At 62.0% G+C, this 19,475-nt stretch carries 17 protein-coding genes; 9 read left to right on the top strand and 8 right to left on the bottom strand.

The genetic code is table 11. From position 1 onward, the window contains the following. Positions 1-3 precede the first annotated feature (3 nt). Entirely contained in the window at positions 4-3,711 is a 3,708-nt protein-coding gene (gene putA, locus B5E41_RS15850) for a trifunctional transcriptional regulator/proline dehydrogenase/L-glutamate gamma-semialdehyde dehydrogenase (RefSeq protein WP_088395076.1), read from the top strand. A gap of 144 nt (positions 3,712-3,855) precedes the next feature. Here the strand turns inward: putA and B5E41_RS15845 are convergent, their stop codons facing one another. Next, complete coding sequence (locus tag B5E41_RS15845) at positions 3,856-4,707, bottom strand: sugar phosphate isomerase/epimerase family protein (RefSeq protein ID WP_088395074.1); 852 nt, start codon at positions 4,705-4,707, stop codon at positions 3,856-3,858. Positions 4,708-5,030: 323 nt separating this feature from the next. Between B5E41_RS15845 and B5E41_RS15840 the strand changes: the two genes are divergently transcribed. From B5E41_RS15840 to B5E41_RS15825, 4 genes are read left to right on the top strand one after another with little or no spacing between them, the layout of a single operon-like run. Beyond that, positions 5,031-5,921 carry a sugar phosphate isomerase/epimerase family protein gene (locus B5E41_RS15840; RefSeq protein ID WP_088395072.1) on the top strand — a complete coding sequence of 297 codons (891 nt, stop codon included), beginning with the start codon at positions 5,031-5,033 and terminating at the stop codon, positions 5,919-5,921. 58 nt (positions 5,922-5,979) lie between these two features. Beyond that, a complete protein-coding gene (locus B5E41_RS15835; RefSeq protein WP_088395070.1) occupies positions 5,980-7,149 on the top strand; it encodes a mandelate racemase/muconate lactonizing enzyme family protein in 1,170 nt (389 codons plus the stop codon). A 2-nt stretch (positions 7,150-7,151) separates the two neighbouring features. Beyond that, complete coding sequence (locus tag B5E41_RS15830) at positions 7,152-7,850, top strand: FadR/GntR family transcriptional regulator (RefSeq protein ID WP_088395068.1); 699 nt, start codon at positions 7,152-7,154, stop codon at positions 7,848-7,850. A 15-nt stretch (positions 7,851-7,865) separates the two neighbouring features. Further along, positions 7,866-8,840 (top strand): hydroxyacid dehydrogenase, encoded by a 975-nt coding sequence (locus B5E41_RS15825; protein WP_088395066.1) that lies wholly within the window; start codon positions 7,866-7,868, stop codon positions 8,838-8,840. Between the two features lie 72 nt (positions 8,841-8,912). On the opposite strand, the gene B5E41_RS15820 is transcribed toward B5E41_RS15825, so the two are convergent. From B5E41_RS15820 to B5E41_RS15785, 7 genes are all read right to left on the bottom strand, one after another. After that, positions 8,913-9,989, bottom strand: coding sequence for an ABC transporter ATP-binding protein (locus B5E41_RS15820; RefSeq protein WP_088395064.1), 1,077 nt, complete (start codon positions 9,987-9,989; stop codon positions 8,913-8,915). Then, positions 9,989-11,098, bottom strand: a complete 1,110-nt coding sequence (locus B5E41_RS15815; protein ID WP_088395062.1) for an ABC transporter ATP-binding protein — start codon at positions 11,096-11,098, stop codon at positions 9,989-9,991. Before B5E41_RS15815 ends, B5E41_RS15820 begins: the two co-directional genes overlap by 1 nt. Further along, positions 11,095-11,298, bottom strand: a complete 204-nt coding sequence (locus B5E41_RS15810) for a hypothetical protein (RefSeq protein ID WP_088395060.1) — start codon at positions 11,296-11,298, stop codon at positions 11,095-11,097. The genes B5E41_RS15815 and B5E41_RS15810 overlap by 4 nt, the downstream gene beginning before the upstream one ends. Next, positions 11,295-12,254, bottom strand: coding sequence for a carbohydrate ABC transporter permease (locus B5E41_RS15805; protein ID WP_088395057.1), 960 nt, complete (start codon positions 12,252-12,254; stop codon positions 11,295-11,297). Before B5E41_RS15805 ends, B5E41_RS15810 begins: the two co-directional genes overlap by 4 nt. 1 nt (position 12,255) lies before the next feature. Beyond that, on the bottom strand, positions 12,256-13,161 hold the full coding sequence (locus B5E41_RS15800) for a carbohydrate ABC transporter permease (protein WP_088395055.1): 906 nt from the start codon (positions 13,159-13,161) through the stop codon (positions 12,256-12,258). Between the two features lie 151 nt (positions 13,162-13,312). Beyond that, positions 13,313-14,623 carry an ABC transporter substrate-binding protein gene (locus B5E41_RS15790; protein WP_088395053.1) on the bottom strand — a complete coding sequence of 437 codons (1,311 nt, stop codon included), beginning with the start codon at positions 14,621-14,623 and terminating at the stop codon, positions 13,313-13,315. A gap of 351 nt (positions 14,624-14,974) precedes the next feature. Then, complete coding sequence (locus B5E41_RS15785; RefSeq protein ID WP_176439404.1) at positions 14,975-15,613, bottom strand: TetR/AcrR family transcriptional regulator; 639 nt, start codon at positions 15,611-15,613, stop codon at positions 14,975-14,977. Between the two features lie 96 nt (positions 15,614-15,709). On the opposite strand from B5E41_RS15785, the gene B5E41_RS15780 reads away from it, so the two are divergent. The 4 genes from B5E41_RS15780 to B5E41_RS15765 are packed head-to-tail and all read left to right on the top strand — an operon-like array spanning position 15,710 to position 19,420. Continuing rightward, positions 15,710-16,906 (top strand): Tm-1-like ATP-binding domain-containing protein, encoded by a 1,197-nt coding sequence (locus tag B5E41_RS15780; RefSeq protein ID WP_088395049.1) that lies wholly within the window; start codon positions 15,710-15,712, stop codon positions 16,904-16,906. An 11-nt stretch (positions 16,907-16,917) separates the two neighbouring features. Then, entirely contained in the window at positions 16,918-17,760 is an 843-nt protein-coding gene (locus tag B5E41_RS15775) for a phosphoenolpyruvate hydrolase family protein (RefSeq protein ID WP_088395047.1), read from the top strand. Between the two features lie 25 nt (positions 17,761-17,785). Beyond that, a complete protein-coding gene (locus B5E41_RS15770; RefSeq protein ID WP_088395045.1) occupies positions 17,786-18,199 on the top strand; it encodes a cupin domain-containing protein in 414 nt (137 codons plus the stop codon). A 30-nt stretch (positions 18,200-18,229) separates the two neighbouring features. Then, positions 18,230-19,420: a M24 family metallopeptidase gene (locus tag B5E41_RS15765; RefSeq protein WP_088395043.1), complete on the top strand. Its 1,191-nt coding sequence runs from the start codon at positions 18,230-18,232 to the stop codon at positions 19,418-19,420. The last annotated feature ends 55 nt before the right edge of the window (positions 19,421-19,475 follow it).

The raw sequence follows: 19,475 nt of genomic DNA, 5'->3' as shown, positions 1-19,475 counted from the left end.
CCCATGTTGAACGCAGCGATCGACCCCGCCTCCTCCAATGATCCCGCTGAGGGCGCGCCATTTGCCGCCTTCGCGCCGCCGATCCGGCCGCAATCCGAGCTTCGCCAGGCAATCACGGCCGCTTATCGCCGTCCGGAAACCGAATGCCTGCCGCCGCTCGTTGCGGCCGCACGTGTTTCCGAGGCGAAGCGTTATGACATCCGCAGCACTGCCCGCACGCTGATCGAGGCGCTGCGCGCCAAGCACAAGGGCACCGGCGTCGAAGGACTGGTGCAGGAATATTCGCTTTCCAGCCAGGAAGGCGTCGCGCTGATGTGCCTTGCCGAGGCACTCCTGCGCATTCCCGATACGGATACCCGCGACGCGCTGATCCGCGACAAGATCGCCGAGGGTAACTGGACCTCGCATATCGGCGGCGGCAAATCGATGTTCGTCAACGCCGCCACCTGGGGTCTCGTCGTCACCGGCAAGCTCACCTCGACAGTCAACGACCGCAGCCTGTCGGCGGCGCTGACGCGACTGATCGCGCGCGCCGGCGAGCCGGTCATCCGCCGCGGCGTCGATATGGCGATGCGCATGATGGGCGAGCAGTTCGTCACCGGCGAAACGATCGAGGAGGCGCTGAAGCGCGCTCGTCCGCTGGAGGCCAAGGGCTTCCGCTATTCCTACGACATGCTGGGCGAGGCGGCGACGACCGCAGCAGACGCCGAGCGCTATTTCAAGGATTACGAGAAGGCGATCCATGCCATCGGCAAGGCGGCGGCTGGGCGTGGCATCTACGACGGCCCGGGCATTTCGATCAAGCTTTCGGCTCTGCACCCGCGTTATGTGAGAGCGCAGGCCGACCGGGTGATGGGCGAGCTGCTGCCGAAGGTCAAGGCGCTCGCCGTTCTCGCCAAGTCCTATGATATCGGCCTCAACATCGATGCCGAAGAAGCCGATCGGCTGGAGCTTTCGCTCGATCTTCTCGAAGAACTCTGCTTTGTCCCGGAACTTGCCGGATGGAACGGGCTCGGCTTCGTCGTGCAGGCCTATGGCAAGCGCTGCCCCTTCGTGCTCGACTATATCATCGATCTCGCCCGTCGCTCCGGGCGGCGGATGATGGTCCGTCTCGTCAAGGGCGCCTATTGGGATGCGGAGATCAAGCGCGCCCAGCTGGATGGTCTCGACGATTATCCGGTCTATACCCGCAAGATCTACACCGACGTCGCCTACATCGCCTGCGCACGCAAGCTGCTTGCCGCCGCCGATGCCGTTTTCCCGCAGTTCGCGACCCACAATGCGCAGACGCTGGCCACGATCTATCATCTGGCGGGGCCTGATTTCGCGGTCGGCAAATACGAGTTCCAGTGCCTGCACGGCATGGGTGAACCGCTCTATGACGAGGTCGTCGGCAAGGAGAAGCTCGACCGGCCCTGCCGCATCTATGCCCCCGTTGGGACGCATGAGACGCTGCTTGCTTATCTCGTCCGCCGCCTGCTCGAAAACGGCGCCAACTCCTCCTTCGTGCATCGCATTTCCGATCCGAATGTTTCGGTCGAGGCACTGATCGCCGATCCGGCCGAGACCGTCGCGGCCATGCCCGTCGTCGGCGCCCCACATGTGCAGATCGCCGCGCCCAAGGCGCTTTACGGCAGCGCCCGCGCCAATTCGAGCGGGCTCGATCTCTCGAACGAGACCACGCTCACGGATCTGGCGCAGGCGCTCGCCTCCACCGCCGAGAGCCCCTGGCATGCGCTTCCGATCCTCGCTGACGGTTCTACCGACGGGGTGACGCGCGATGTCCTCAATCCCGCCGATCACCGCGACGTCGTCGGCACCGTCACCGAACTGAAGGTCGAAGAGGCGGGTCGTGTCGTTGCGATGGCGGCCGCCTATGCGCCGCAATGGGCGGCTGTGCCGCCGGCAGAGCGCGCCGCATGTCTCGATCGGGCCGCCGACATCATGCAGGCCCGCATCAAGGTTCTGATGGGCATCATCATGCGCGAAGCCGGCAAATCCGCCGCCAACGCGGTCGGTGAAGTACGCGAAGCGGTCGATTTCCTGCGCTATTACGCCGATCAGGCGCGCAAGACTCTCGGCCCGTCGCATCTGCCGCTCGGCCCGATCGTCTGCATCAGCCCGTGGAATTTCCCGCTGGCGATTTTCACCGGCCAGGTTGCCGCAGCAATCGTCGCCGGCAATCCGGTGCTGGCGAAGCCGGCCGGCGTGACGCCGATCATCGCCTCGGAGAGCGTCAAGATCCTCCACGAAGCAGGTGTGCCGGTCGGCGCGCTGCAATTCGTGCCCGGCAGCGGCCGCCTCGGCGCGGGCATGGTCGGAGCGCAGGAAACGGCCGGCGTCATGTTCACCGGCTCGACCGAGGTCGCGCGCATGATCCAGGCGCAGCTCGCCGAGCGCCTGTCAGCGACCGGCAAGCCGATCCCGCTGATTGCCGAAACCGGCGGCCAGAACGGCATGATCGTCGATTCCTCCGCACTGGCCGAACAGGTCGTGGCCGACGTCGTGACATCGGCTTTCGACAGCGCCGGCCAGCGCTGCTCGGCGCTGCGCGTTCTCTGCCTGCAGGACGACATCGCCGACAGGACGCTCGCCATGCTGAAGGGCGCTTTCCGTGAATTGACGATCGGCCGCACCGATCGGCTGAGCATCGATGTCGGGCCAGTCATCAACGACGGCGCCAAGGCGGAAATCGACCAGCATATCGAAGCGATGCGCGGGGCCGGGCGCAAGGTGGAGCAGCTGCCGCTGCCGCAAAGCGCTGCAAAAGGCACTTTCGTTCCGCCGACGATCATCGAGATCAAGTCGCTTTCGGACCTGACGAAGGAGGTCTTCGGTCCGGTCCTGCATGTCGTCCGCTTCAAGCGGAACGGCCTCGACCGGCTGATCGACGATATCAACGCCTCGGGCTACGGCCTCACATTCGGGCTTCACACCCGGCTCGACGAAACGATCGCGCATGTGACGAGCCGCATCAAGGCCGGCAATCTCTACGTCAACCGCAACATCATCGGCGCGGTTGTCGGCGTGCAGCCCTTCGGCGGCCGTGGCCTCTCGGGAACCGGTCCAAAGGCTGGCGGTCCGCTCTACATCGGCCGGCTGGTGCAGCGCGCGCCCGTGCCTCCGCAGCAGGATTCCGTGCATACCGACGTTGCCCTTCGCGATTACATCGTCTGGCTCGACAAGAAGGGCCTGACGGCGGAAGGGGAAGCGGCGCGCGGCTATGCAAGCCGCTCAGCGCTCGGACTGGAACGTGAGCTTACCGGCCCGGTCGGCGAGCGCAATCTTTATGCGCTCCATCCGCGCGGCCGTATCCTGCTCGTGCCGCAGACCGAAGCCGGATTGCACCGCCAGATCGCCGCCGCCCTCTCCACAGGCAATCATATCGCTGTCGACGCGGGCTCCATATCGAAGTCGGTCCTGGGGGGCCTTCCGGCGGCTGTCGCCGGCCGCCTTTCCTGGACATCGGATTGGGAAAAGGACGGGCCGTTCTCCGGCGCGCTCGTGGAAGGGGATCGCGACAGGGTTCTTGCCGTCAATAAGAAGATCGCCGCGCTGCCTGGTCCGCTTCTGCTGGTCCAGGCAGCGACGACCGAGGAACTGGCAAGCGATCCGGAAGCCTACTGCCTCAACTGGCTGCTCGAAGAGGTGTCGACCTCTATCAACACGGCGGCGGCCGGCGGCAATGCAAGCCTCATGGCTATCGGCTGAGCGACAACTTGCCCACCCTTAGAAAACGGCGGTCTTTCATGAGCAGCATAACCGCCGGCATTCCTCCTGAAAGCTCGGCCGCGTCTGCGGTCTCCCGTACTGTGCAGCACTATCCGGATCGAAATCAGGCAGGTTGTTTCGTGCTCATGCCGCCGCGCGCCACCCGTCGCGGATATGGCGGTAGCCTTCACGATAGACCGATTCCGGTGTTTCGGAGAAGTCGCGCCAGACCTTTGTCGCGGCGGCAAGCTCCTTGAGCGCCCGACCGAACGCCTCGATGGTCAGCCATCCGTCATAGCCGCTCGCGCGCAGTGCCCTGAAGGTTTCCGCCCACGGGATATTGCCACGCCCTGGTACGCCGCGGTTGTTTTCCGAAATATGGACATGCACGATGCGGTTACTGTTGCGCGTGAACGCGTCGATGGGATCGGCTTCCTCGATATTGCTGTGGAAGGTATCGTACATGGCGCGGATATTCGGATGTCCGATTGCGTCGATATGAGCCGCTAGGTCATCCATCGTGTTGAACAGGTAACATTCGAAGCGATTGAGCGCCTCAAGCCCGATGGTGACGCCGTGCTTTGCTGCATGATCGCCGATCGCCAGTTGCGAGGAAACTGAGCGCTTGAGTTCAGCCGCGCTCGGCCCGCTGCCCGAAAATTTTCCCAGCGTCGAATGTAACGGCCCGCTCAGCACCGTCGCGCCGAGAGCATCGCTGCAGTCGATTGCCCATTTCACGTAGTCGATGCCGCGCCTACGAGTTGCCGCGTCGGGGGCGATCAAGTTCATCTCAGGGTCGCCTATGGCGGAAACGGCGGTCCGTTCCAGGCCGATCCGGTCCAGCAGAGCTCCCAGCCGCCGGTAGTCGTCGGGGGTGCCTGAAAAGACCGGAATTTCGACGCCATCAAACCCCGTCTCTTTGATATCGCGTAACAGTGCCTCGTGTTTGCGGCCGACACTTGTCGTCCAGAGGAACATGCACATGCCGATCTTCATTTTTCCTCCCTAGGCCTTGCGGCCACTAAGCCAACCTTAGCACCTTCCCACATCTGGTCATACCAAAGTTGCGTATCTGGTCAAGCCAATTCGGCACCATGCGAAGGACGACCAGTTTCCAAACAATCCGTGAAAAGCGGCAGGTTCTGGGGGCTTCGGCTCGCTTCGCGGCCGTCTTGCAGTGGCTCGGGAATTGAGTTAGTTCTTTCAGACAGGAATAATTGGCCAAACCAGATTGCCGAAGGTAACAAGCTGGCCAGCGATAGGGAGCGGCTCGACACCAAGTGGCTGTCGACGTGGCCGCAACAGTCTAGGAGGACCCCATGCATCTTTCGACGCACAACTGGATGCGGGCGGAACCGCTCGCCGTCACGCTGAAGCGCATCAAAAAATACGGCTACGAGAGCATCGAGATATCCGGCGAGCCGGCACAGTATGATGTGAAGGAAACGCGTGCGCTGCTTAAGGAGCACGGCATCCGCTGCTGGGGCGCGGTTACGCTGACGCTCGGCGAACGAAATCTTGCAGCCCGGGATGAAGGCCAGCGCGCTAGGTCAGTGGACTATGTCAAGAGCGTCATCACCATGGTCAGCGAACTTGAGGGCGAGATCCTAACCCTCGTACCGGCGACGGTCGGCAAGGTGGTGCCGGATGGGACTGAGGAGGAAGAGTGGACATGGGTGGTGGACGCCACCAGGGAGTGTTTTGCCCACGCTCAGAAGAGGGGGGTGCGCATTGCCGTCGAGCCGCTCAACCGTTTCGAGACCTATTTCTTCAACCGTGCCGCCCAAGCGCTGGCGCTCGCCGATGCCGTCAGCCCCGAATGCGGGGTCTGCCTGGATGCCTTCCACCTGAACATCGAGGAGGAAGACATGTATGAGGCGATCCGGCTTGCTGGAAAGCGCCTGTTCGATTTCCACGTAGCCGACAACAATCGTTTCGCAGCCGGCCTCGGCCACCTCGACTGGCCGAAGATCATCGGTACGCTGAAGGAGATTGGTTACGGCGGGGCCGTCACCAACGAATTCGTCGCTCCGGTTGACCGGACTCCGGCTACCAAATATCCGGACATGGTCGAGCGCAACCCTGTCGACATTCCTCCGGAGCAGCTGAAATTTATCCAGGACCACGGCTCGAGCCTTCTCACTGAGAAATTCTACGACGATCAGATGCGGATCACCGCCGAGACAATCCTGCCGCTGATCAAGCAATGAACGGAAAGATATACGCCGCGCGACCCGCGGGCGGCCGTGAGGAGCGGGGATCCGAGACATGCGTATTAAGACCGTAGAAGCCTGGTGGGTTAAGATTCCCATCGAGGCGAGCCGTCAGCACCGCAGCGACTTCGGCCGACTGACGACCTTCGATGCTGCGATCCTGCGTATCGAAACGAACGACGGCATCGTGGGCTGGGGAGAGGGCAAGAATGCCGCGGGCAGTGCGGGCACCTATGGCACGCTGGTACACTTGATCAATCATGAGGTAGGGCCGAAGCTCATCGGCCGCGATCCTGCCGACATCTCCTCCATATGGGAGATGCTCTACAACGGCGTACGCCACGAGACGGCGGCGACTTCGGGTCACGCGATGCCCGAGATCGCGCGACGCGGCCTTTCCGTTGCGGCAATCAGCGCGGTTGATATCGCACTCTGGGACATTCTCGGCAAGTCGCTCGGCGTCCCGGTCTGGAAGCTGCTAGGTGGCCGTAAGGCGGACAGGTTGCCCGCCTATGCCTCGGGTGGTTGGGAGAGTGCGGAGAGGATAGGCGAGCAACTCCGGTCCTATATCTCGGCTGGCGGTTTCAAGTCCGTCAAGATGCGCGTCGGCGCGATGGATCGTGCGCCGCATGCCTCGGCAGCACGCGTGCGGGCGGCTCGCAAAGCGGTCGGCCCAGACGTCGACTTGATGGTCGATGCGCACGGCACCTATACTGTTGCCGAAGCGAAGCGCTTCATCCAAATGGTTGCTGATTGCGACCTCGCCTGGTTCGAGGAGCCGGTGATCGCCGATGACAAGCCTGGCATGGCGGAGGTTCGCGCGACCGGGAACGTGCCGATCGCTGCCGGCGAGAGCGAGGCGACGCGTTTTGCCTTTCGAGATCTTGCCATGCTTCGGGCCGCCGACATTTTCCAGCCGGATCCCGCCTTCTGCGGCGGCATCACCGAGGCGATGCGCATCAGTTCACTCGCCAGCGCCTTCAACGTGCGTTTCGCACCGCATCTTTGGGCTGGTGCGCCCTGCTTCTTCTCCGGCCTGCACTTGTGCGCGGCTTCCCCGGCAAGCTTCGTCGTCGAATATTCCCTCGGCGCAAATCCGATGATCCATGATCTTGTCGAGGACACGGTGTCGGTGAAGGACGGTATGATAGAGGTCCCGGACAGACCTGGCCTGGGCTTCACGATCAATCAGCGGGTCCTGGAGACTCACGCGCAAAGACAGTGACGATGAAAGAAAATTCCCTCCTCTCGGATCTCGCCGCACACCTTTTTTCTAACTCGAGCGGCAACGGCCGCACGCCATCGGAGCGCGAACTTGCGGAACATTTCACCGTTAGCCGCGGCCAAATTCGCGAGGCACTGGCCATCCTGGAGGCAATGCGCATCGTGGAGCGTCGAGCCAAGTCGGGCATCTATCTGACGACCACGGAGGCCAGCGTGGAGGCAATGGCGCTTTTTGCCCGCGCCGGTGTTCCGCTTGATCCCATCCTGATCTACGAGACCGTAGAGCTTCGCAAGATCCATGAGATCAAGGCCGCGGAACTCGCCTGCAGTCGGGCGACGGAGGAGAATTACAAGCGCTTGCGCGATATACTCGCGGCGTCCGAGGCGAAGCTTGCCGCGGGCGAGGGGCTGGCGCGCGAGGACAGGGATTTCCATCTGGAGATCGTCCGAGCCACCAAGAACAGCGTCTTCTATCGGGTGTGCAGCGTCTATTACGTCATGGGAGAGCACCGGCTGCCGATCTATTTTGCCGATGCCGCCCGAAGCCGGCGCTCGCATGAGGAGCATATCCGCATCTACGAGGCGCTGCTTGCCCGAGACGGCAATCTCGCCCAGGCGCTGATGAGCGCGCATCTTCAAGGTGCGGAAAGCTATTGGAAGGGTCTCATCGGCGGTCCAGCGGCGGCAGCCGGACAGGCGTAACCGGCGGGAGGGCCGATGAGCTTCATCTTTTCCACACATCCCCTGCACCCCGCGGCCAAGGCCATGCTTGAGGTGGCGGGTGATCTGCGCGTTGCTTCCGCGCCCGATCCCGAAACCTTGCTGCGAGAAGGGCGCGGCGCGGCCATTGTCATCGTGCGCGCGCCAATCCCGCCGGCCTTCTTTGAGAATTCGCCGGCGCTTCGCGCAGCGATCCGCCATGGTGCCGGCCTCGACATGGTGCCCATGGAGGCGGCGACCCGCGCCGGCGTGCTTGTCGCCAACGTGCCTGCTGTCAATGCGTCGACTGTCGCCGAACACGTCTTCCTTGTGACACTGGCTCTGCTGAGGCGCTTCCGCCAAATGGACCTTGAACTGCATCAGAACGGCTGGGCAGCGGCCCGCGCCCAGTCGGATACGGCCGTCGACCTCGGCGGCCGCACTATGGGCATCGTCGGCATGGGCAATGTCGGCAAGGCGATCTTCAAGATTGCGAAGTTCGGCTTTGGCCTGGAGGTGGTCGCCACGAGCCGGTCTTCCGAAAGCGTGCCTGAAGGCGCGCGCTTCCTGGCACTCGACGAGCTTGTCGCCAGCGCCGACGTCGTCGTGCTCTGCTGCCCGCTGACGCCGGAGACAACTGGTTTGCTCAATGCCCGACGCATCGGTCGCATGAAGCCCGGGGCCATTCTGGTCAACGTCTCGCGCGGCCCCGTGGTCGATGACGCGGCACTCATCGAGGCCTTGCGCGACGGTCGCATCGGCGGAGCTGCGCTCGATGTCTTTGCAACACAACCGCTGCCGCTCGATCATCCCTATTTCGGCTTCCCCAACGTCATCGTCACTCCGCATCTGGCTGGTCTGACGGAAGAGAGCATGATGCGCATGGGAACAGGCGCGGCCAGCGAAGCGCTGCGTGTCATCAAGGGCGACTTGCCCGTCAATTTACGCAATCCCGAAGTGATAGAGCACTACCGCCGGCGCTTTCCGGCATAACGCCATGCGACGAGGAAGGGCGGCCACCGCTGAACTGCCGCAGAGCCATTGCGATCTTTTGCACAGATCCGGTCAGACCGCATGCCGTAGGCTCACTCCGCTTCCCGCGTCAAACAGAATGACCTTTTCCGGGTTCCACGAAAAGCGAACCGTATCCTCGATCCGAAGCACCGTCTGCGTCGGTACGGTCGCGTGGATGAACTTCTCGCCGGTGCGTAGCGTCACGATCTTTTCGACGCCATGGTTTTCCACGTCGTGTACCCGTGCTTCCCCCGGCGCACCGCTGTCGAGGAAGATGTCCTCCGGGCGGATGCCGAAGGTGAGCGGACGGCCGTCTGTCGCGATCGCGTGGCCGTTGCCGAGCGGCAGCCGATAGCCCTCGCTGGCCAGTGCCTCGCCGCCGGCAAGCGTACCGGTAATCAGATTCATCGGCGGTGAACCGACCGCGCGCGCGACGAAGGTGTTGACCGGGTTACGGTAGATTTCCTGCGGTGTCCCGGTCTGCACCAGTTGACCGTTGTTCAGGACGCCGATTTTGTCGCCCATCGACATGGCCTCGATCTGGTCGTGGGTGACGAAGAGGAAGGTCGCGCCGAGGTTCATCTGCAGGTTCTTCAACTCGGTGCGGAGTGCTTCGCGAAGCTTCGCGTCGAGCGCCGAAAGCGGCTCGTCCATCAGGAACACGCGCGGCTTGCGGACGATGGCACGGCCGATCGATACGCGCTGCATCTCGCCTCCCGACAACCGGTCCGTCTTGCGGTCGAGCAGATGCTCAATGCGCAGGGTCTTCGCAACCCGCGCGACGCGTTCCTTGATTTCCTGGGGCTCAACGCGGCGGATACGGGATTTTAATGGGAATTCCAGGTTCTCCCGCACCGTATAGCGCGGGTAAAGCGAGTACTGCTGGAGCACCAGAGCCACGTCTCGCTCGGCGGCGCCCCAGTCGGCGACGTCGTGCCCGTCGATGTAGATCTGGCCTGCCGTCGGCTTTTCGAGGCCGGCGATCAGGCGAAGCGTCGTTGTCTTGCCGGCGCCGGTCTGCCCGAGCAGCACAAAGAACTCGCCGTCAGCGATGTCGAGATTCAGGTTTTTTAGTGCCGTGTGGTTGCCGAAAGTCTTGGTGATGCCCTTGAGTTCGATATGCGCCATCAGAGTCTAATCCCAAGCGATGAACCGGTTGCCGTGTTGAAGAAATGTGCCTGAGCGGGGTCGATGCGCGCCCAGACGGCTTGCCCTGAACCGGGTACGAAACCGCTTTTGGTTCGTGCTCTGATCATCTGGTGGCCGACCTTCAGGTCCACGATGTCGTGCGAGCCGAGCGGTTCGATAATATGCGCCTCGACCGGCACAAATCCCTCACGCGCCTCCCGTGAAACGATCACGCCCTCCGGCCGAACCCCGAGTGTCAGCTGGCCGTTCTCGGCCCGGGCGTCAGAGAGGCGGTTGGCCAGTACGGCGGGGAACTCGAAGCCCGTTGTGCCGGCGCTGACCTGCACACTCGTGCGGCCGCCGGTTTCGCTGACGATCGCCGGCGCCATGTTCATGACGGGGCTGCCAACGAACTGCGCGACGAACATATTGGCGGGTTGCCCGTATACCTCTTCCGGCGTGCCGACCTGCTGGAGAATGCCCTCATGCATGATGACGATGCGGTCAGCGAGCGACATGGCCTCCACCTGGTCATGCGTCACGTAGATGGTGGTTGAACCCTGCTTGATATGGAGCCGTTTGATTTCCGCCCGCATCTCCTCTCGCAGCTTCGCGTCCAGCGCACCGATCGGCTCGTCCATCAGCATGGCTTTGGGGCGTCGCACCAGCGCGCGGCCGATTGCGACCCGCTGCATGTCGCCCCCCGACAGCGCTGAAGGCTTGCGGGCCAGCAAACCGGTGATGCGCAGCACGGCAGCAATCTCTCGAACCGCCTTATCGACATCGGCGCGGCTCATCCGGGTAGCGCGGAGCGGGAAGGCAATGTTTTCATAAACCGTCATGTGCGGATAGAGCGAGAAGGATTGGAACACCATGGCGATGTCCCGGCCGGATGCCTTGATATGCTGCACCGGTTGCCCGTCGATCAGGATGTCGCCTTCGTCGATCGTCTCCAGGCCCGCGACGGCGCGCAGTGTCGTCGTCTTGCCGCAGCCCGATTGGCCGAGCAACACGATGAATTCGTTGTCGCCAATGGCGAGATTGAGGTCTTTGATGACCTGGACTGCACCGAAATATTTCTGGATGGCGCGTAGTTCAATCTGCGTCATGAATGGCTGCTTTCGTCTGGTTGCGTGTCCCGGGGGATTTTGGTCGTCACCATGAAGGCGATCAATCCTACGAGCGTCATCGTCATGCCGTAGCGATGCAGAAACAGGTTCCAGGGCTGGCAGAGCGCGATGATGCCCAAGATCATCAGATACTGCGAACCAGGCTCGAGATATTTCTGGTTGAAGGCGCGAAAGGTCATTTGCGGATCGCTCCGAAGCTCATGCCGCGCAGGAGATGGTTCCTGAGCAGGAAGGTGAATATCGCGACCGGCAGAAGGAACAGGAACGTACCGGCCGCAATGACCGTCCAATCCGGCAGGCCGGAGCCGACCTGGCTCGGAATGAAAGGTGGGGCGGTCTGTGCGCGCCGGTTCGTCATGATCAGCGCAAACGCATACTCGTTCCAGGCCGTGATGAAGCAGAAGACGGCGGTCGCGGCGATGCCGGTCGCCGCTTCCGGGATGACGATCTTGAAAAAGGCCTCCATCCGCGTGTAGCCGTCGACGAGCGCGGCCTCCTCGTATTCCTTCGGGATCTCGTCGATGAAACCCTTCATCAGCCAAACCGAGAAGGAAAGGTTGAAGGCGGTGTAGAGTATGACGAGGCCCCAATGGGTGTCGTTGAGACCGACGGCACGGTACATGAGGAACATCGGGATCGCCACGACGACCGGCGGCAACATGCGCGTCGACAGGATGAAGAAGAGAAGGTCGGCTTCTCCCTTCACCCTGAAACGCGAGAAGCCGTAGGCTGTGAAGGTTCCCATGCCGACGGCTAGCACAGTGGACGTGATCGCCACGATCAGCGAGTTCATGAAGCGGTTCGGATAACCGGATGGCTGCACTTCGCCGCGGCCGGAACGCACGATCTTTTCGCCGCCGTCAAATACCATCCGCTCCCACCAGGGGGCGGCGGCGTATTCTTCAGGGGTCGGCACCCCGCGCAGTTGCGAGCGCTTGGTGAAGAGTTTGACGAAGGGCGAGAGTTCGGGCTCGAAGAGCACCGTCGGCGGAATGGTGGTGGCGAGGTTGCGCGGCTTGAAGGCCGTCGCGGTGATCCAGTAGATCGGGGCCAGGAAGATCAGCGTGATGACCAACACGGCGGCTATCGCTACCCGGTTCAGCGCGCGTTCGGAGCGGGTTTGGACGGCAGCCATCTCAGCGCTCCTTCACTTTGTTGAGGTACTTGACGTAGATGTTGGTGATGGCGAGAATCATGATGAGCACGATATAGGCAAGCGCGCAGGACCGCCCCGTCTGCCATTCCTGGAAGGCCATCTTGTAGAGCCGGATGGAGATCACCTCGGTCGTCGGCTGGCTGGTCAGGATGTAAGCAAGGTCGAAGGTCTTGAAGGCTTCCATCGTACGGAAGATGATCGCGATCATCAGGATCGGCGCCACCAGCGGCAGTGTGATGCGGAAGAAGGTATAGAACGGTCCTGCCCGGTCGATCGCCGCTGCCTCGTAGAGGTGCTTTGGCACGGCCGACAGGCCGGCGAGCGACAGCAGCATCACAAAGGGCGACCACATCCAGATGTCCGTGATGGCGACCGCATAAAGTGCCACATCCGGATTGGACAGCCACTCGAAGGAGCCAAGGCCGAGCGTGTAGTTGATGATGCCAAAGGAGGGATCGTAGAGCAGCTTCCAGAAGAGCCCGACCACCGCCATCGAGAGCATCATCGGCAGCAGCAGCAGTGTCGTCAGAAGACCCTTCAGCGGAATATCGCGGTTGAGGAGCATCGCAGTGCCGAAGCCGACGATCACCTGCCCCGTCACAGAGACGATCACATATTTTGCGGTGATGGCGAAATTAGACCAGATGAACGGGTCGTTCAGCAACTCGCGGTAGTTTTGCAGGCCGACGAAGCTGGCCGGCGCGTTCGACGAGGCGCGGAAATCGGTGAAGGAATAGCCGAGTGAATAGATCAGCGGAAAGATGTTGAAGACGATCAGGAACAGGATCGTCGGAATAATGAACAGATTGCGAATGCGGATGTCGCTCATGCCGCGCGATGCGGCACGTGATTTTGTGTCCAACGATGTCATGACTGCGGTGGCCAATCTCTCCTCCTCCGAGAGTTCGGCGCCGGATGCCGAGGCATCACGATGCGCGAAGTGAATGCCTGGCGCCGCGCCCTCTCGAACCACGCCCTTCGGCGCCAGATGCACAATGCAGTGGGAGGGGCGGCTGGCCCCTCCTCTGATCGCACTGCTATTTGCCGCGTCCGTATTTCTTGAAGGTCGCGTTCCAGTCCGCCGCCAGAGCGTCGAGCGCTTCCTTTGCCGTGCCTTGACCGGCAGTGACGAAGGGATAAATGCGCTGGTTCGCCTGGATCAGCAGTTCGGCATATTCAGGTGTTGCCCAGAAATCCTTGACCTTGAACATGGTCTCGTAGAAGGCCTTATTATAGGGCGTGGCAGTCTGGAATTCCGGGGATTCAAGCACTTTGGCGCTTGCCGTGTAGCCGCCGAGTTCAGCCCAGCGCTTCTGGGTCTCGTCCTTGATGAACCATTCGAGGAATTTCATCGCCTCTTCCTGGTTTTTTGAGTACGAGATGACCGATATGCCCTGGCCGCCGAGTGCTGCGAACTGTTCGCCATTCGGGCCTGCCGGATTGGCAAAGAAGCCGGTAACCTTGGCGTTCGGATTCGACGCCTCGTTCACCAAAGCCGGGAAGAAGGCAAAATAATTCATGCTCATCGCCGCCAGGTTCTCGGTGATTGCCTGGTTGTTCTCGACGAAGAAGGACTTGGCCCAGCCCGGAGGCGTAAAGCCGTAGAGCTCGCGATAGAGCTCGAGCGCCTTCACGTTCTTGTCCGAGTTGATGATGCCGTCAACCTTGTAGTTCTGGTAGTCGCCGAGTTCGCCTCCAAACGAGAAGATCGCGTTTTCGACCCCCATGACGAGACCGTCATAAGAATTGTCGGTATAGATGGCGATGCCGTAGCGCTTCTGGTCCGGACGGTGGAAGAACTCGGCGATGTCGCGCATCTGGGCCCAAGTCTTCGGCGGGCCGAGTTCGTAACCGTATTTGGCCTTGAACGCCTCCATCTCCTTGGGATCTTCGAACCAGTCTTTGCGGTAGGACCAGCCGACGGCATCACCTTCTGCGGGGATTGACCAGTACTTTTTCGAGTTCGCTGGATACTCGGAATAGTATTTCACCGTGGCCGGAGCCATCACCTGGGTCAGATTGTGCTTGGTGAAAAAATCGGTCAGATCGACGTAATGTCCTGCTTCCGACGCCGCCCCGATCCACTGGCTGTCGCCGACGACCAGGTCGTAGGCTGAGCCCTTTGCGTTGAATTCGGTGAAGGCCTTGGTCTGAAAGTCGGCCCAAGGTGTGGTCTCGACAGTGACCTTGACGCCGGTTTCAGCCTCGTATTCGTTCGCCAGTTCCTGAAGGTAATTTGCCGGGTCCCACTCGGCCCAGAAAATCGTCAGTTCCTGGGCCTGGGCGGACGTTCCGCAGGCCCACATCAATCCGACACCGGCAACGAGGCCGGCCATAATTTTGCGCATAACGTTTCCTCCCATTTATGCACGCTTCCCGCGTCGTCGCGGGCCTCCCGATCCGGCTTCTCGATCCTCCTGGGTGGTTTTCGTGCTAGGGTCCTCCCCGACCGGTAGCGCGTTTCAGATCTCAAGCCTGAATGTTATTTTCCTGTTCTGGTAGTACCAAATGCCATTATCGTCAAGGGCGACTCTTGGAGAGCTCCATCAACGAGGCCTGTTCCCGACCTCCGGATATCCGCTCGCAGAAGAGGCAATCATGCAGTCATGTCGGGCACCCTCACATTTCGCGTTGCCAACCGCGACCACGATGCAAAACAATATCACTTCATCTGGTCGAACCAGTTTGGGGCTGCCACATCATACTCTGCTCTCCGTCTCCCGTAGTGCGCTGTCAACGAGCGCCTTAGCGGCCCACTCGGCAACAGACTGCGCGCTTTCGGAGGTGAGGCCCCATATATCCTTCAACACGATCAGCACCTCGACGCCGAAGACGAGCGAAAGCGCCTGAGCGAGGCGTTCGCGGGATTCAGGCGGCACGGTGCCCTGCAGGGGCGCTGTCACGCATTTCAGCAGGTCCACCCGGTGGCCCCGCTTGAACAGCGGCTCATTGCCGAGCGTGCCCGCCTGGCGCTGCGCCCATTGATCTAGCGAAAGTTTCAGCGCCGCCTTGAAGGTGGCCTCGAACTCGTCGATGCGCGGCATCGCGGTTGCCAAAAGGTCGGCAACGCGCGTGCGTGCATCCGGACTGTCTGACGACCAGCCGAGTATCGGTCCCAGAGCCTCATCGACCACGGCATGCACGAGCGCGGCTTGGCTCGGAAAGTAGCGGTAGGCGGTTGCGCGCGACACTTCGGCGGCCTCGGCCACTTCACTTACCGACGGAATGATGCCGGACTGCATCAGCCGTGTTGCGGTTTCGAGCATCAGTTTTCGCGTGCGGGCACGCGGGCCTCGCTCGGTCCTCGCTGTTTCGTTCTGTTGACGTGAGACATCCATATCTTTATGATACGCGCGTCTCAAAAATTTGCAAGGGGCCGTCGCTTGCCCGCGTGAGATATGCTGGGAGGAAACCCACCCGGTCTCGGAGGGGAAATGAAGCGGATCTACGTTGTCGGCACAGCTGACACGAAGGGTGAGGAGCTTGCATATCTCGCCGCTTGCACCGAAGCGGCGGGCGGTGCGGTCGTGCGCGTCGACGTCGGCATCCGTGAGCCTCGGACCGCCGTCGATGTGGCGGCCGATACGGTTGCCGCATGCCATCCCGAGGGTGCTGGAGCCGTCCTTGACTGCGAGGACCGCGGAAGGGCGGTCGAAGCGATGGGCATTGCCTTCGCGCGATTCCTCGTGGAGCGCCGGGACATCGCCGGCATCATCGGCATCGGCGGAGGCGGGGGCACCTCGATCATCACTGCGGGCATGCGCCAATTGCGGCTCGGCCTGCCAAAGATCATGGTCTCGACGCTCGCCTCCGGCAATGTTGCTCCCTATGTCGATGTATCTGACATCGTGATGATGCCCTCGGTCACGGACATGGCGGGCTTGAACCGGCTCAGCCGCGTCATCCTTCACAACGCAGCCCAGGCGATCACGGCCATGTCCCGCCGGCCGGCTGAGGTGACTGCATCCAAACCGGCGCTCGGGCTTACCATGTTCGGCGTGACCACACCTGCCGTATCAGCCATGGTCGAGCGCCTGCGGGCAGACTATGACTGCCTGGTCTTCCACGCTACCGGCACGGGCGGGCGGGCGATGGAGAAGCTTGCCGACAGCGGTCTGATCTCAGGCGTGCTCGATATCACGACGACCGAGGTCTGCGATCTGCTTTTCGGAGGCGTCTTGCCTGCCACCGCAGACCGTTTCGACGCGATTGCCCGCACGGGCCTGCCATATGTCGGCTCGGCTGGCGCGCTCGATATGGTGAATTTCTGGGCGCCGGAGACTGTCCCGCAGCGCTATGCCGGTCGGCTGTTTTACCGGCACAACCCTAACGTTACCTTGATGCGCACGACCTCGGCCGAATGCGCGGAAATTGGTCGTTGGATCGGCAACAAGCTCAATCTCTGCCGGGGCCCCGTACGCTTCCTCATTCCCGAAAAGGGCGTCTCCGCTCTCGATGTTGAAGGCGGTGTGTTCTTCGACCCGGAAGCCGACGCCGCGCTCTTTGCCGCGCTTGAGGCGACGGTGAAGCCGACGGCGTTGCGGCGCATTGTTCGCCTGCCGCTCCATATCAACGACCCGCGCTTCGCAGATGCCGCCGTCGCGGCCTATCGTGACATCGCCAACCCGTGAGAGACAAATCGATGCCAGCCATACCGCGCAAGTCCATCCTTGAAAAATTCCACGGCATGATCGCAGCCGGCGTGCCGATCGTCGGCGGCGGCGCCGGCACCGGCATCTCCGCCAAGGCCGAGGAGGCGGGCGGCATCGACCTCATCATTATCTACAATTCTGGACGCTACCGCATGGCGGGACGCGGTTCGGCTGCCGGACTGCTGGCCTACGGCAACGCCAACGAGATCGTGAAGGATATGGCGCTCGAAGTTTTGCCGGTCGTGAAAAAGACGCCGGTGCTCGCCGGCGTTAACGGCACGGATCCGTTCGTGCTGATGCCGCGCTTCCTCGCCGAGCTGAAGGCCATGGGCTTCTCGGGTGTACAGAACTTCCCTACGATCGGCCTCTTCGACGGCCGGATGCGGCAGAGCTTCGAGGAGACAGGCATGAGCTACAATCTGGAGATCGAGATGATCGCGACCGCCCACGAACTCGACCTGCTGACGACACCCTATGTGTTCAACGAGAGCGAGGCAATCGCCATGACGGCCGCCGGCGCCGACATTATCGTGGCACATATGGGGGTAACGACCGGCGGCACGATCGGCGCCACATCCGGCAAGTCGCTCGATGACTGCGTTGACGAGATCGCCGCGATTGCCACGGCGGCGCGGTCCGTGCGCGACGACGTCATCGTGCTCTGCCACGGCGGTCCCATCTCCATGCCGGAGGATGCCCGCTACGTCCTCGAGCGGTGTGCTGGCTGCCACGGCTTCTATGGTGCAAGCTCGATGGAGCGCCTGCCGGCAGAGGCTGCAATCCGCAAGCAGACGGAAGATTTCAAGGCGATCGCAACTAGCGCGGTCGTCTGAGGAAGGTCATCGAGGAGGCCGTTTCATGGCAAAGGACAATTACTTCATCTATCCCAAGGATGTGAGCGCCTTCGGTTTCGACTGGGGCAGGCTGTCGCTGACCGTGGCGCCCGAGGTCAACGGCGCCAGCCGCTTTTCCGGGGGCGTCGTCGAACTGCCAAGCGGCGAGGGCCATTCTCGCCACAATCATCCGGGTGCAGAGGAAATCATTTTCGTGATTTCCGGCGAGGGCGAGCAGATGGTCGAGGACGAGAACGGCAATCCGATGACGCAGAAGGTCGCCAGCGGCTGCACGATCTATATTCCAGAAGGTCGCTTCCATTCGACGAAGAACATTGGCGGCGGGCCGATGCTCCTGTTCGTCGTCTACTCACCGGCGGGGCCGGAGCTTGCGCTTCGTGATTTGCCGGATTTCCGCCTGCTGCCGCAGGGCCTCTGAGGCGGGCTTCATTTTCTGGGAGGAAAGACAATGAACGACAATGCAGGGCAGACAAGGCAGGCCGCCGTGGCGCCGTTCGATACGGCCAAGCTCGACCGTCTTATGGAGGAAGCCGGTATCGACGTCATCGTCGCCACTTCCAAACACAACACGCAATATCTCATGGGCGGCTATAAGTTCATCTTCTTCGCCGCGATGGACGCGATCGGGCATAGCCGGTACCTGCCGATGGTGATTTATGAGAAAGGCGCGCCTGATCACTCCGCCTATGTGGGCAACCGAATGGAAGGCGCTGAGCACCAGAACAATCCATTCTGGACGCCCGCCGTGCATACGGCGACTTGGGGCACGCAGGACGCAGCCGGGCTCGCCGTCGAGCACCTGAAGAAAATCGGCAAGACCGGTGGACGTATCGGCATCGAGCCGGCCTTCCTGCCGTCCGACGCGCGCGATCTCCTTGCCTCTCGGCTGGATGGCTCCCGGTTTGTCGACGCAACACATGTGTTGGAGCGTCTGAGGGCCGTCAAGACACCGGACGAACTGGCAAAGCTCAGACGCGCCTCCGACCTGATCACGGACTCAATGCTGGCGACGATCGCGGCGGCCCACGCCGGCTCGACGAAACTGGAGATCATCGAGCAGCTGCGACGGGAGGAAACGAACCGGGGGCTGCACTTCGAATATTGCCTGCTGACGCTCGGCGCCAGCCACAATCGCGCGGGCTCGCCGCAGGCCTGGGCCGAGGGCGAAATCCTGTCGATCGATTCCGGCGGCAACTATCACGGATATATCGGTGACCTCTGCCGCATGGGTGTGCTCGGCGAGCCGGATGCGGAGTTGGAGGATCTTCTGGCCGAAGTCGAATGTATCCAGCAAGCGGCCTTTGCCAAGGTCAGGGCAGGGGCTGCGGGCAGTGAGATGATTTTGGCGGCGGAAGCCGAGCTCAAGGCGTCGCCGTCGGCGGCCTTCACCGACTTCTTCTGCCATGGCATGGGCCTCATCAGCCACGAAGCGCCGTTCCTCATGACGAACCACCCCGTTGCCTATGAGGGAGTTGATGCCGACAAGCCGTTGGAAGCCGGCAGTGTGATCTCGGTCGAGACGACGATGCTTCACCCGAAGCGCGGTTTCATCAAGCTGGAGGATACGCTCGCCGTCACCGATGGCGGCTATGAAATGTTCGGCGACCGTGGCCGCGGCTGGAACCGCGGCGGAGTGTGATTGCAGGCGATGCGTAATGAAAGGCCCCGGCAAAATGTTACTGCCGGAGCTTTTC

Source organism: Rhizobium esperanzae, assembly GCF_002204185.1.
Classification (GTDB): Bacteria; Pseudomonadota; Alphaproteobacteria; order Rhizobiales; family Rhizobiaceae; genus Rhizobium; species Rhizobium esperanzae.
This window is presented reverse-complemented; position numbering and strand designations above follow the sequence as displayed.